Raw genomic sequence first — 13,894 nt, forward strand, 5'->3', positions numbered from 1 at the left:
CTTACCGCCCCCGATCCCGCCGCAACAACTTGCGCACCCGCGCCACGAGCTCACTCACGGCAAATGGTTTGAGCAGGTAGTCATCCTCATGCAGCTCCAAGCCGCGCAAGCGATCTTCGATGCCGTCCTTGGTGGTGAGGAACAGCACCGGGGTTTCGCCGAGCTTGCGGATTTGTTGCTGCAGCTGCCAGCCGTTGAGGCCCGGGAGCATGACGTCGAGGATGATCAGGTCGTATTCGCCGGACTCGATGAAGCGGCGGCCGTCCATGCCGTTGAGCGCCACATCCACCGAATAGCTCGCTTCGCTCAGGCCGTTGGCCAGGCGTTTGGCGATTTCGGGTTCGTCTTCCACTAACAGGACACGCATGGCACACCTCGATTATTCAGGGGTACAGGCTAGGCGCGTTTGGGCTGGTTGCCCATCACAAACTTCAACATATTCCTCCTGTGGGAGCGGGCTTGCTCGCGAATGCGGAGTGTCAGTCGGCATTGTTGGTGGCTGACACGACGCCTTCGCGAGCAAGCCCGCTCCCACAGGGTTCGGTGGTTGCGGTTAGATTGTGGCGAGTGCTCGTAACCGCTCGGCATCGAGGATTTCGATTTCGCCATAACCTAACCCGATGATCCCCTGCCCCTGCAACTCCTTGAGCATTTGGTTGGTGGTCTGGCGCGATAGGGACAGCATCGACGCCAGTTGCTCCTGGGGCAATTGCAGCACTCGGCGCGGCGGGTCGATTTCGCCGTAGCCTTCGGCAATCATCAGCAGGCGATGGGCCAGGCGCGCCGGGGCTGGCATCAGGCTGAGCTGTTCGAGGTTGATGAAGGTCAGGCGCAGTTTGTGACTCATCAGCAGCGCCAGTTGCCGCCAGTACAGCGGTTGTTCATCGAGCAGTTTCAGCAGCGCCGACTGCGGGATATGCAACAGCGTGCACAGCCCGGCGCCGAACGCATCGTGGGTCCGCGGCTGGCCATCGAACAGGCAGATTTCGCCGAACCAGTGCGGCGGTTCCACCAGGCTCAACAACGCCTCCTTGCCCTGCTCGCTTACCGCACCGATGCGCACAGTGCCTTCCAGCACCGCGTACAACCCGCACGGCGGATCGCCGCGTTTGAACAGGCGTTGCCCCGCCGTCAACCGTCGCACCCGGGCCAGCGCCAGCAGACTATCCTGTAGGGAAACGGGTAAATGACTGAACCACTGCCCACTCATCAGGCGTGGACGCCAAACCTGCATATCCATTAACTCTCCTAGAGATTGTCGCCTGGCTGACAGAGCGAACACTGTACCCGGGGCATGATCAATCACCCTACAGGAGGAATAACAATGAAAAGCCTCGTTGACCATCTCAGTCAATACGCCGCTTACCATCGTGACCCACGCAATATCGCCAGCCACTTTATCGGCATTCCACTGATTGTGGTGGCGGTGGCGGTTTTACTGTCGCGGCCACAATGGGCCGGCGGCTGGATTTCACCTGCGGTGCTGGTGGCGTTGGCGTCGGCGTGGTTTTACCTGCGTCTGGAACTGCGCCTCGGGGTGCTGATGACGGTGTTGCTGGGCTTGTGCATTTGGGCGGGTCAGATTCTCGCGCAGCAAAGCACGATGGTCTGGTTGAGCAGTGGCGTGGGAATGTTTGTGATTGGCTGGGCGATTCAGTTTGTCGGCCATCACTATGAGGGGCGCAAACCGGCGTTTGTCGATGATGTGACGGGGTTGATTGTCGGGCCGTTGTTTGTGGTGGCGGAGTTGGCGTTTTTGTTGGGGTTGCGGCGGGATCTCAAGGAGCAGATTGAGGCGCGGGTTGGCGGGGTGAGAATTAATCCGAATCGCGCTGCGGCGTAGGACGCCTTCGCGAGCAAGCCCGCTCCCACAGGGGATTTATGTACGCCATAGATCCAATGTGGGAGCGGGCTTGCTCGCGAAGCTTTTGCTTTAGATGTTGGCGACTTTCTGCCAAACCTTGGGTTTGAAGAACAACGTCTCACCCTTGGCCAAGCCAACCAGGCTGTCGTGATCCTTCACCACTTCGGCCTCGATCAATTCGCTCTGCCCTTCCACCTTCAACGTCACCCGGGTGGTGGCGCCCAATGGCCGGATATCCCGCACTTCTGCCGCGTGGTGATCCTCCAGCTCATGCCGCGACAGCGACACTTCGTGCGGGCGGAACAGCACGTGATTGTCGTCGCCCAGGTGCAGACGGTTCGAATCACCGAGGAAGTGATAAACGAAATCGCTGGCCGGGTTTTCGTAGACGTCGCCCGGTGAGCCGATTTGCTCGATCACACCCTTGTTCATCACCACGATGCGGTCCGCGACTTCCATCGCCTCTTCCTGGTCGTGAGTCACGAACACGGAAGTCAGGTTGATGTCTTCGTGCAGCCGCGCCAGCCAGCGACGCAGTTCTTTACGGACCTTGGCGTCGAGAGCACCGAAGGGTTCATCCAGCAGCAACACTTTCGGCTCCACCGCCAACGCGCGGGCCAAAGCAATCCGCTGGCGTTGGCCACCGGACAGTTGCTCCGGGTAGCGATCCGACAGCCAATCCAGTTGCACCATGTTCAGCAGTTCGTGGACTTTCACCGCGATCTGGCTTTCGCTCGGGCGCTGGTTTTTCGGCTTCATGCGTAGGCCGAACGCGACGTTGTCGAACACCGTCATGTGGCGGAACAAGGCGTAGTGCTGGAACACGAACCCGACGTTGCGATCACGCACGTCGTGGCCGGAAACGTCTTCACCGTGGAACACGATGTTGCCCTGGTCCGGGGTTTCCAGGCCGGCGATGATCCGCAGCAGCGTGGTCTTGCCGCAACCGGACGGGCCAAGCAGCGCCACGAGCTCGCCGCTGTGGATGTCCAGGCTGATGTCGTTCAGGGCCTTGAACGCGTTGAAATTCTTGCTGACGTTACGCACTTCGATCGACATGAGTTATTCCTCCGCGGCGCTGGCGCGCAGGCGGTTAATACGGTTTTCGCTCCACTGCTTCAGCAGCAGGATGAAGAGCGCCATGATCAGCAACAGGCTCGCCACAGCGAACGCGGCCACGTGGTTGTATTCGTTGTAGAGGATCTCGACGTGCAGCGGCAGGGTGTTGGTCACCCCGCGAATGTGCCCGGAAACCACCGACACCGCACCGAACTCACCCATCGCCCGCGCGGTACACAGCACCACGCCGTAGATCAGGCCCCATTTGATATTGGGAACGGTGACGTGCCAGAACATCTGCCAGCCATTGGCGCCAAGCAGGCGCGCGGCTTCTTCTTCCTGGGTGCCTTGTTCCTGCATCAGCGGGATCAGCTCGCGCGCCACGAACGGCACGGTGACGAAAATCGTCGCCAGCACGATGCCCGGCAAGGCGAAGACAATCTGGATGTCGTGGTCCTGCAGCCACGGCCCGAACAGGCCTTGGGCGCCGAACATCAGCACGTAGACCAGACCGGCAATCACCGGCGACACCGAGAATGGCAGGTCGATCAGCGTCACCAGCATGCTCTTGCCACGGAACGAGTATTTACTCACGCACCACGCCGCGCTGACGCCGAACACCACGTTCAGCGGCACCGAAATCAGCACGGCGATCACCGTGAGTTTCAGCGCCGACAAGGCGTCCGGTTCAAAGATCGCGGTGAAGAACGCACCCAAGCCGTTTTTCAAACCTTGGGACACCACGATAAACAGCGGCAGCAATAAAAACAGGGTGAAGACCAGCCAGCACAGGCCGATCAGGATGCGCCGCGAAGTAGCGCTGCCACGGCGCGCAGCGTTGGCCGAAGAGGCGGCCGCAATAGACGATTGGGACATTATTCGCGCCTCCTTATGGGGTTTCGATGCGCCGCTGCAGCAAGTTGATCAGCAGCAACAGGACGAAGGAAACCACCAGCATCAACACGCCAATGGAGGTAGCACCGGTGTAATCGTATTGGTCGAGTTTGACCATGATCAGCAGCGGCAGGATTTCGGTTTTCATCGGCATGTTGCCGGCGATGAAAATCACCGAACCGTACTCACCGACGCCACGGGCAAACGCCAGGGCGAAACCGGTCAGCCAGGCCGGCAACAGCGCCGGTACCAGGATGTAGCGGAACACTTGCAACGGCTTGGCACCGAGGCAGGCAGCGGCTTCTTCGACTTCACGCGGGATGTCGGCCAACACCGGCTGCACCGTGCGCACCACGAACGGCAGCGTGACGAAAGTCAGCGCCAGGGTGATACCGAGTGGGGTGTAGGCGATTTTGAAACCCAGGTCCGCAGCGAATTGCCCGACAAGACCGGTCGGCGTGTACAGCGCGGTCAGCGCGATACCGGCCACGGCGGTGGGCAGGGCGAACGGCAGGTCAATCATCGCGTCGATGATCTTGCGGCCGGGGAAGGTGTAGCGCACCAACACCCAGGCCAGCAACGTGCCGATGATGCCGTTGATGATCGCGGCGTACAGCGCGGTGCCGAAGCTCAACTTCAACGCCGCCAGCACCCGAGGCGCGGTGACGATGGCGTAGAACTGATCCCAGGTGAGCTGGGCGGCATGCACGAACATCGCCGCCAGTGGAATGAGCACAATCAGGCTGAGGTACACCAAGGTGTAGCCCAGCGTCAGCCCGAAGCCGGGTATGACGGGGGAGATACGACGCGACATAAAAGTCCTTGGTTGAAAAAATCAATCAGCTAAACGCATCAATGTGGGAGCGGGCTTGCTCGCGAAGAGGGAGCATCATTCAACAATTACGTCGTTTGACACACCGCCTTCGCGAGCAAGCCCGCTCCCACATGTTCAGTGCCTAAGCTTAAGGCTCGCTGCGTGGCTTATGGCAGATTACTGCGCCTGGTAAATCTGGTCGAACACGCCACCGTCATTGAAGAATTTCGGTTGCGCAGTTTTCCAGCCGCCGAAGTCTTTGTCGATGGTCACCAGGTCCAGGGTCGGGAACTGCTTGGAATACTTCGCCGCTACGTCTTTGTCACGAGGACGGTAGAAGTTTTTCGCAGCGATTTCCTGACCAGCCGGGCTGTAAAGGTGCTTGAGATAGGCTTCGGCGATCTGCTCGTTGCCCTTCTTCTCGGCGTTCTTGTCGACCACGGCCACCGGTGGTTCGGCGAGGATCGACAGCGAAGGCACAACGATTTCGAACTTGTCCGCGCCGCCGTCTTCTTTCAATGCCAGGAACGCTTCGTTTTCCCAGGCCAGCAACACGTCGCCCTGACCGTTGTTGACGAAGGTGATGGTCGAACCGCGAGCACCGGTGTCCAGCACTGGCACGTGTTTGAACAGGGTCTGGATGTATTCTTTGGCCTTGGCCTCGTCACCGCCATTGGCTTTCAGGCCATAGGCCCAGGCCGCGAGGAAGTTCCAGCGTGCACCGCCGGAGGTTTTCGGGTTCGGAGTGATGACCGACACGTCATTCTTGATCAGGTCGCCCCAATCCTTGATGCCTTTAGGGTTGCCCTTGCGCACCAGGAACACGATGGTCGAGGTGTAAGGAGTGCTCGCATCCGGCAGGCGTTTTTGCCAGTCAGCCGGCAAGGTCTTGCCGAGTTTGGCGATTTCGTCGATGTCACCGGCCAGGGCCAGGGTCACTACGTCAGCACGCAGGCCGTCGATTACCGCGCGGCCCTGTTTGCCCGAACCACCGTGGGATTGCTGGATTTTCACGTTGTCGCCAGCGTGGTCTTTCTTCCAGAAGTTGATGAATTCGGCGTTGTAATCCTGATACAGCTCACGGGTCGGGTCGTACGACACGTTGAGCAGCACGTAATCCTTGGCAACCGCGGAACCCGCAAAAAGGGCGCTGGCCAGCGCGGCCAAAGCGAAATGACGAATCGACGACATGGTGAAAGCTCCTGGAATTCTATTGGTGTTGGCTTTTCTTATGGGTTTCTGGAATTGCGGTTGCCGGTTAAAAGATCGCCGCCTTCGACAGCTCCTACATCAATCCCCTGTAGGAGCTGCCGAAGGCTGCGATCTTTTGATCTTTTCAGCTCGGCTTGTTGGTCGGGTTCTGCAAGCGGAATTTCTCTTTGCGTTCGATCTGGACCACCTGCGCGTTGTGCACGGTGATTTCCACTGCGCCGAAACGCAGGTCGCGCAATGCGCTCTGGATCTCACGCAAAATGGTTGCTTCGTCCTGGCCGTCAACGCTACGTAGGGATGCGCTCATGGTGCTGCTCCTTCGACTGAGAGGTTGCCTGGCAGTGGCGGCACTGCTTGCGGCGTGAGGGCAATAGTAGATAGGCGCGGATATTCTTAAAAAGACTATTTAAGAATGTTTATATAACCAGAAAGTATTATTTGATGGGACAAGGGGTTGCGAGGGATTTCGCTTTTTCGAAAGCCACACAAAACCCCTGTGGCGAGGGAGCTTGCTCCCGCTGGACTGGGTAGCAGTCGTAAATTCTGCTAGCGCGGTGTATCAGACATTTTGGGGCGGCTTCGCCACCCGACGGGGGCAAGCCCCCTCGCCACACAAGCTCCCTCGCCACAAAAGTAGGTCGTGGGCCTCATCCAATCACCGGAGCCCGCGTCCAATCCAGTTGCTCAGCCGGCACCGGCCGGCCAAACCAGTAGCCCTGCCCCAGATCACATTCCTGTTCGAGCAGGAAACCCGCCTGCTCCACCTGCTCTATCCCTTCGGCGTGCACCTGCATCCCCATGCTTTTGGCCAACGCAATAATCACCCGCACAATCGCGCCATCGTCCTCGTCCCACGGCAGCCCGGCGACAAAACCCTGATCGATCTTGAGCTTCTGCACCGGCAATCGCTTGAGCCGCAGCAGCGACGAATACCCGGTGCCAAAATCGTCGATGGCCAGCCGAACCCCCAACTCGCGCAGGCGATGCATCTGCTCCAGCGCCACTTCCGGATCATCCATCACCGCGCTTTCGGTGACTTCCAGCTCCAGATACGCCGGATCCAGACCGGTTTCGCGCAGCACCTGCGCCACCTGCTGATACAACTCGCGGCGAGCAAACAAACGCGAAGACACGTTCACTGCGACAAACGACAACACCACGCCCGCCTGCTGCCAATCGCACATCTGCTGACAGGCCTGCTGCATGACCCAGGCATCGATCTCGGAAATCAGCCCCGTGCGCTCGGCGACGGGGATGAATTCTGCCGGCGAGATCAACCCGCGCTGCGGATGCTCCCAGCGCACCAGCGCTTCGACACCCACTAAACGACTGGTTTTGAGGTCATGGACCGGTTGGTAGTAGACGCGCAGCTCCTGCATTTCCAGGGCGCGGCGCAGTTCGAAGGCAATCTCGACCCGCTGCTGGGCATGCGCGGTCAATTCTTCGGTGTACAGCGCATAGCCATCGCGACCGGCGCTCTTGGCTTTGAACAGCGCCGAATCGGCATTGCGCAGCAATTGCTCGGCGCCCAGGGCGTCGCTGGGGAACAGGCTGATGCCGATGCTGGCGTTGATGAACAACTGATGCCCGTCGATCTCGAACGGCTGCTTGAGGCCATCGATGATTCGCTGCGCCAGCGCGGCGGCCTGCACCAGTTGCGGACAGTTTTCCGCGAGGACCGCAAACTCGTCGCCTCCCAGACGCGCCAGGGTGATGCCCGGCACGAACAGGCCCTTGAAACGCTCGGCCACGGCCTTGAGCAATTGATCGCCGACGTTGTGACCGAGGCTGTCGTTGATCATCTTGAAGTGATCCAGATCGATCATCAGCAAGGCGCAGCCGCGTTTGTGCAGTTGCGCCGAGGTCAACGCCTGCTCGACGCGATCGGTGAACAGCAGGCGGTTGGGCAGATCAGTCAGCGGATCGTGGTGGGCCAGGTGCGTCAGTTCGTGCTCGGAGTTCTTGATCGCACTGATGTCGGAAAACACTGCCACGTAATGACTGATTCGGCCCAGATCGTCATGAATGATGCGAATGGTCTGCCATTGCGGGTAGATCTCGCCGCTTTTACGCCGGTTCCAGATCTCCCCGCTCCACTGGCCGGCGCTGTTTAGCATCGCAAACATCGCCTGATAGAACGCCGGCGGGTGGTGGCCGGACTTGAACATGCTGGGCTGCTGACCAAGGACTTCTTCACTTTGATAACCGGTGATTTCCATGAACGCCCGGTTCACATGCACGATCAGGCCTTGGCTGTCGGTGACAAGCACCCCTTCGTGGGTGCAATCGAACACGGCGGCGGCCTGGCGCAGCCGTTCCCGGTCTTCACTGCGCTCACGCAATTTCGCGCCGATCCCCAGGCAGCGGAACAATCTGGCCCGGGCGAGGAAGATTAATCCGGCGCTGAGCAGCACCCAGGCGTAACCGTTGATCAGTTGCCATCGCAACAGTTCGGTGGAGCTATCGAAGAAACTGTTCAATAAATAACCACTGAACTGGAGCCAGACTACTGAAAGCACCAGGTAAAGCAGCGCTGCACGCAAGGCATCGCGGTGTGTGGCTGACATTCGACCGTCCATGTCCCTACAAAAGGGTTGGAATTATAGGTGAAAGAAACATCCAGCCACTCTTATCTGAAAGGGCGACTGGTTTTATCTGTGGGCTTAGTGATAATGCAACGGCTGTTTTTTTATTTATCGAGGGCCCTATAGCCTATGTGGTACGAAGGTTTTCTCGGCTTGTCGCCCTGGTCACTGGTGGCAGTCACCCTGCTGATGACCCACGTCACGATTGTTGGCGTCACGGTCTATCTGCATCGTTATTCAGCCCATCGCTCCCTGGAGCTCAATGCCGGCCTGAAACATTTCTTCCGCTTCTGGCTGTGGTTGACCACGGCGCAGAACACCCGCGAGTGGACAGCCATCCACCGCAAGCATCACGCCAAATGCGAAACCGTCGATGACCCGCACAGCCCGGTCATCAAGGGCCTTTCCACCGTGTTGCGCAAGGGCGCCGAGTTGTACCGCGAGGAAGCGGAAAACCCGGAAACCCTGCGCATCTACGGCAAGAACTGCCCCGAAGACTGGATCGAACGCAACCTCTACACCCGTTTCCCGCTGTTGGGCGTGGCGATCATGGGCGTCATCGACCTGCTGCTGTTCGGCACCATCGGCATCACCATCTGGGCCATCCAGATGATGTGGATCCCGGTCTGGGCCGCCGGCGTAGTCAATGGCCTGGGTCATGCCATCGGTTATCGCAACTTCGAATGCCGCGACGCGGCGACCAATCTGGTGCCTTGGGGCATCCTGATCGGCGGCGAAGAACTGCATAACAACCATCACACCTACCCTAACTCGGCAAAACTGTCGGTGAAGAAGTGGGAGTTCGACCTCGGTTGGGCCTGGATCCAGGTCTTCAGTTTCTTCCGTCTGGCCAAAGTCCAGCGTGTTGCGCCGATCGCCCACCGGGTCGAAGGCAAGGGCAGCCTGGACATGGACACCGCCATGGCCATCCTCAACAACCGCTTCCAGATCATGGCTCAGTACCGCAAGCTGGTCATCGCGCCGCTGGTCAAGCAAGAGCTGGAAAAGGTCGATCACTCGGTCCGTCACCAGTTCCATCGCGCCAAGCGTTTGCTGTCGCGGGAAACCAGCCTGCTGGATGACAAGCACCATATCCGCATCCAGAACATGCTCGAGCACAGCCAGGCGCTGAAGGTAATTTACGAGAAACGCTTGGCCTTGCAGCAGATCTGGGTCAAGACCAGCTCAAATGGTCACGACATGCTTGCCGCGATAAAGGATTGGGTGCACGAAGCCGAAGCCAGCGGGATTCAATCCCTGCGCGACTTCGCCGATCAGTTGAAAACCTACTCCCTGCGCCCAGCTGCCGTTTGACCTGTAGCAGTCGCAAAAACTGACGACGCGTTCTTTCACTGAAAAAACGCGTCGCCAGTACCGCCCGGCGGGAGCCCCCTCCCTGTCCCCGTCAGCCGGGAACTAAGCTCCGAATCCCCTATCTCAAAGACACTTCGCCATCCAGGCGGGACGAGACCTGTTATCAATTATTTCCCACCAAAGCGTGACAGCGCCTGCTGTGGCACAAGAAATAATCGATAAAGGGCCCACGTAGTGGCCGCTTTCGAAACCTCGAGCGGTGCACGCCCTTTGAGATCTGTGCCGATGGTCACCAAAAACCTACAAGACTCATCCCACCCGCAGTGGCCCGAGGCCGCGCAAACCCTGATGGCGCTCATGCATGCCCAAGGTGAAGTTGCACGCCTGAGCGAACGCGAACAACTCTTCAGCTCGCTACTGGTCAGCGTCAACGCCGTGCTTTGGGCATTCAACTGGGAAACCCGGCAGGTGCTTTACGTCAGCCCAGCCTATGAACGGATTTTCGGCCGTTCCGCCGGCCTGTTGCTGGCCGACTACAACCAGTGGCGCGACAGCATCTACCCCGACGATCTGGACTACGCCGAGCGCAGCCTGGCCGAGGTGCTGGTCAAAGGTGCCGTCGAAGACCGCGAGTACCGCATCATCGCGGCCGACGGCCAAGTGCGCTGGCTCAGCGACAAATGCTTCATCAACCGTCAGGCCGAACCGGGGCAACCGGTGATCATCGTCGGCATTGCCGAGGACATCACCGAAAAGAAGCAGATGGAAACCGAGCTGCAACGCCTGGCGACCACCGACGTGCTGACCCAAAGCAGCAACCGCCGACACTTCTTCGAATGCGCCCATCGCGAATTTGAACAGGCGAAGCTGCAAGGCGCGCCGCTGGCCTTCCTGCTGCTGGACATTGATGACTTCAAAGTGGTCAACGACAGCTATGGCCACCCGGCAGGCGATAACGTGCTGCAACACATTGCCGAAAGCGGTCGTGCGGCATTACGCCGGGGTGATCTGTTCGGGCGAATTGGCGGGGAAGAGTTTGCTGCCGTATTCCCGGGCTGCGCGCCAGACATGGCCATGCAAGTGGCCGAGCGCCTGCAACGGGAGATCCAGCGGTTGAGCTTCAGCCATGAAGACCAGACCTTCGGCATCACCGTCAGCCAGGGCCTGACCAGCCTCACCGCCGAGGACGAAAGCCTCGACAGCCTGTTCGCCCGCGCCGATGCGGCGATGTACGAAGCCAAGCGCCAGGGCAAGAACCGGATTATCTCGGCCTGACTGACTCAACATAGATCCCTTGTGGGAGCGGGCTTGCTCGCGAAGGCGGTGGGTCATTCAACTTTAATGTTGCCTGACACGACGCCTTCGCGAGCAAGCCCGCTCCCACAGGGGAACAATGCGATGCCTACTTCTTGCGCAGTCGCATCAGTTCCGGCAACCCAATCTTGAGCAATCGCGCTGTCCGGCTCTTGGCCAACTCCTCAATGCCTTCATGCTCGGTCAGGCGCGCCAGTTGCGCGGCCATGTTCATCACCAGCGCTTCGCGGGAGTAAACCCCGCCACCGAGTTGGTAGACCGCTGCAATCAGCTCTCGCAACTCCAGCGGCAAGCGCCAGCGAGTCCGCAGTGCCGAACCGTAGCTCGCGCCGAACTCGGCCAGGGCATCGCCGATTTCTTCCCACTCGTCCAGCTCGCCCCCGGCCTGCTTCCATTCCTGCAAGCAGCGCAGCAACGCCAGGTCACCGAGGCGGTGCAGCATTCCCGCGCAATAACAGCGCTCCTGATCCAGATCCAGCAAGCGCGCCAGGGTCCGGCCATATTCGGCGGTACGCAGCGACAAATCCCAATAGCGTTCGGCATAGTCAGCCAGCAGCGGATCACTGAGCCGCGCGCAACGCTTGAGGGCCAGGCCCAGAATCAGGTTCATGCTTTGCCCGGTGCCCAAGCGATGCAGCGCCTGCGACAGGGTTTGCACCCCGACGCCATGGTGCTGGGCCGCACTGTTGGCGGCGGCGATCAGCACAGCGGTGATTTGTGGATCATTGCGGATCTCCGCTTCCAGCAGCGTCAGATCGAGGCCATTGGGATTCAGGCTGCGTTTGACCGCCAACTGCACGTCAGTCATCAGCGGCGCGCCGTCAGTCGATTCACGTCGACGCTCCAAGTACACCGACAACGTCATGCCCGGCGACAGCGCCGGCACCTCGCAGGACACTTCCTCACCGGCGTTCAGCAGCAACTCTTGCAAGCGATGAGTCAAGTTTTCCATGTCGAGGGGTTTGGTCAGGTACGCGGTCGGCGCCAAGGGCAAAGCTTCGCGCACACTGGCGCTATCGTTGCGGCTGCTCAACAAAATGAACGGTAACGGCGGATTGCGTTTGCGCTGACGAACACTGCGCAACACGTTCAGGCCATCGATACCGGGCAATTCCCAGTCAACGAGCACCAAGTCGTAAGGCACCGTCGCCAGCAGCTCCATCGCTTGCTGGCCATCGGAGCACAGGTCCAGCCGTGCGTCGCAACGCACATTCAACAACACCTGCTTGAGCAGGTCGCGGGACCAGGGGTCGGCCTCGGCAATCAGCACTCGCGGAACAGCGGGTAGAACCACAGCGGTCATTCGTACCTCCAACGGCAATGCATGAACCTTAGTCAATGCTGGCCATTCGATACAGCGCGATGTGTTCCGCGGACACGAAAAAACCCGCCGAAGCGGGTTTTTTTGTCGATCAGGTCACACTTGGCGATCAGAGTTCCGAGAAGCACTCTTCGATGATTGCCAGACCTTTGTCCAGTTGCTCGTCCGGCGAAGTCAGCGGTACCAGGACGCGCAGAACGTTGCCGTAGGTGCCGCAAGACAGCAGGATCAGACCTTTATCGCGAGCCTTCGCCACAACGGCTGCTACTGCAGGAGCGTTAGGCTTGTGGCTGTCGCCATCGACGAACAGCTCGACCGCGATCATCGCGCCCAGGGCACGGACTTCACCGATCACCGGGTACTTGGCCTGGATGGCTTTCAAACCAGTAACCAGACGCTCGCCGACTGCCTTGCAACGGTCCAGCAGGTGTTCTTCTTCGAACACTTCCATTACGGCCAGGGCCGCGGCGCAAGCGATCGGGCTACCAGCGTAAGTGCCGCCAAGGCCGCCTGGAGCAATGGCGTCCATGTATTCGGCTTTACCGCACACACCGGCCAACGGGAAGCCGCCAGCGATGGATTTGGCGAAAGTGGTCAGGTCGGCAGCAACGCCCATCTGTTCCATGGCGAAGAAGGTGCCGGTACGGCCAGCGCCGGTTTGCACTTCGTCAGCGATCAACAGGATGCCGTGCTGGTCGCACAGAGCGCGCAGGCGCTTCATGAACTCTTTAGGCGCGACGTAGAAACCGCCTTCGCCCTGAACCGGCTCGATGATGATCGCAGCGATATCACGCGGTTCGGCGTCGTTCTTGAAGATGCGTTCGATGCTGGCGATCGAATCGTCGATGCTCACACCGTGCAGTTCGTTCGGGTACAGCGCGCGGAAGACGCCGCCTGGCATCAGGCCCATGCCGGCCGAGTAAGGCACGACTTTACCGGTCAGGCCCAGGGTCATCATGGTGCGACCGTGATAGGCGCCAGTGAACGCGATCACGCCGGCACGGCCAGTGGCGGCGCGGGCGATTTTCACGGCGTTCTCTACCGCTTCGGAACCGGTGGTCACCAGCAGGGTTTTCTTGGCGAAATCACCTGGCACCTTGGCGTTGATTTTTTCGCACACTTCTACGTACGGCTCGTAAGCCAGAACCTGGAAGCAAGTGTGGGTCAGCTTGTTCAGCTGTTCGGTCACGGCGGCGATGATTTTCGGGTGCACGTGGCCGGTGTTCAGCACAGCGATACCGCCGGCGAAGTCGATGAACTCGCGACCTTCAACGTCAGTTACGGTGGCGTTCTTCGCGGACTCGGCGAAGATCGGGTGAATCTGGCCAACACCGCGTGGTACTGCGGCTTCGCGGCGTTTCATCAGGGATGCGTTAGTCTTGCTCATAAAGTCCTCATTCACCGCTCATCGGGCGGCGTAGCTCAAGGAAAATGCGGCGGGGAGGCAACTACGACAGCATGCGATGATCGACTGCCACAGCTTTCCCGGCCACAGAGAAAATTCCGTTTGAAGCGCA

Annotated in this window: 13 protein-coding genes and 1 pseudogene; 3 read left to right on the top strand and 11 right to left on the bottom strand. The window is 59.6% G+C overall.

Annotation, left to right across the window (positions count from 1 at the left end):
- Position 1: 1 nt before the first annotated feature.
- Together NK667_RS26225 and NK667_RS26235 are read right to left on the bottom strand one after the other, a co-directional pair.
- A complete protein-coding gene (locus tag NK667_RS26225; protein WP_054616574.1) occupies positions 2-367 on the bottom strand; it encodes a response regulator in 366 nt (121 codons plus the stop codon).
- Between the two features lie 186 nt (positions 368-553).
- On the bottom strand, positions 554-1,240 hold the full coding sequence (locus NK667_RS26235) for a Crp/Fnr family transcriptional regulator (protein ID WP_054050205.1): 687 nt from the start codon (positions 1,238-1,240) through the stop codon (positions 554-556).
- Positions 1,241-1,324: 84 nt separating this feature from the next.
- On the opposite strand from NK667_RS26235, the gene NK667_RS26240 reads away from it, so the two are divergent.
- On the top strand, positions 1,325-1,843 hold the full coding sequence (locus NK667_RS26240) for an Mpo1 family 2-hydroxy fatty acid dioxygenase (protein WP_054616575.1): 519 nt from the start codon (positions 1,325-1,327) through the stop codon (positions 1,841-1,843).
- A 90-nt stretch (positions 1,844-1,933) separates the two neighbouring features.
- Here NK667_RS26240 and NK667_RS26245 read toward each other — a convergent pair whose 3' ends face one another.
- From NK667_RS26245 to dibA, 6 genes are all read right to left on the bottom strand, one after another.
- Entirely contained in the window at positions 1,934-2,923 is a 990-nt protein-coding gene (locus tag NK667_RS26245; RefSeq protein WP_054050209.1) for a sulfate/molybdate ABC transporter ATP-binding protein, read from the bottom strand.
- Between the two features lie 3 nt (positions 2,924-2,926).
- Complete coding sequence (gene cysW / locus NK667_RS26250; protein WP_054050211.1) at positions 2,927-3,799, bottom strand: sulfate ABC transporter permease subunit CysW; 873 nt, start codon at positions 3,797-3,799, stop codon at positions 2,927-2,929.
- Positions 3,800-3,812: 13 nt separating this feature from the next.
- Entirely contained in the window at positions 3,813-4,631 is an 819-nt protein-coding gene (gene cysT / locus NK667_RS26255) for a sulfate ABC transporter permease subunit CysT (protein WP_054050213.1), read from the bottom strand.
- Between the two features lie 177 nt (positions 4,632-4,808).
- Entirely contained in the window at positions 4,809-5,822 is a 1,014-nt protein-coding gene (locus tag NK667_RS26260; protein ID WP_054616576.1) for a sulfate ABC transporter substrate-binding protein, read from the bottom strand.
- Positions 5,823-5,967: 145 nt separating this feature from the next.
- Positions 5,968-6,150 carry a sulfur starvation response protein OscA gene (gene oscA, locus NK667_RS26265; RefSeq protein ID WP_054050217.1) on the bottom strand — a complete coding sequence of 61 codons (183 nt, stop codon included), beginning with the start codon at positions 6,148-6,150 and terminating at the stop codon, positions 5,968-5,970.
- A gap of 340 nt (positions 6,151-6,490) precedes the next feature.
- Positions 6,491-8,410 carry a phosphodiesterase DibA gene (gene dibA, locus NK667_RS26270; RefSeq protein ID WP_054616577.1) on the bottom strand — a complete coding sequence of 640 codons (1,920 nt, stop codon included), beginning with the start codon at positions 8,408-8,410 and terminating at the stop codon, positions 6,491-6,493.
- A gap of 147 nt (positions 8,411-8,557) precedes the next feature.
- Here dibA and desA point away from each other — a divergent pair, with 147 nt between their 5' ends.
- Both desA and NK667_RS26280 read left to right on the top strand, forming a co-directional pair.
- Positions 8,558-9,742 (top strand): delta-9 fatty acid desaturase DesA, encoded by a 1,185-nt coding sequence (gene desA / locus NK667_RS26275; RefSeq protein ID WP_054050221.1) that lies wholly within the window; start codon positions 8,558-8,560, stop codon positions 9,740-9,742.
- Between the two features lie 285 nt (positions 9,743-10,027).
- Positions 10,028-11,017, top strand: coding sequence for a GGDEF domain-containing protein (locus NK667_RS26280; RefSeq protein ID WP_054616578.1), 990 nt, complete (start codon positions 10,028-10,030; stop codon positions 11,015-11,017).
- 19 nt (positions 11,018-11,036) lie between these two features.
- Here NK667_RS26280 and NK667_RS26285 read toward each other — a convergent pair.
- The 3 genes and pseudogenes from NK667_RS26285 to gabT all read right to left on the bottom strand — a co-directional run.
- Positions 11,037-11,126: pseudogene (locus tag NK667_RS26285) on the bottom strand (metal ABC transporter ATP-binding protein); the annotation flags it as partial.
- 18 nt (positions 11,127-11,144) lie between these two features.
- Positions 11,145-12,359 carry a response regulator gene (locus NK667_RS26290; protein ID WP_054616579.1) on the bottom strand — a complete coding sequence of 405 codons (1,215 nt, stop codon included), beginning with the start codon at positions 12,357-12,359 and terminating at the stop codon, positions 11,145-11,147.
- Between the two features lie 127 nt (positions 12,360-12,486).
- Positions 12,487-13,764, bottom strand: a complete 1,278-nt coding sequence (gabT, locus tag NK667_RS26295) for a 4-aminobutyrate--2-oxoglutarate transaminase (protein WP_054050227.1) — start codon at positions 13,762-13,764, stop codon at positions 12,487-12,489.
- Positions 13,765-13,894: the final 130 nt, after the last annotated feature.

The sequence above is a fragment of the Pseudomonas nunensis genome, from assembly GCF_024296925.1.
Taxonomy (GTDB): Bacteria; Pseudomonadota; Gammaproteobacteria; order Pseudomonadales; family Pseudomonadaceae; genus Aquipseudomonas; species Aquipseudomonas nunensis.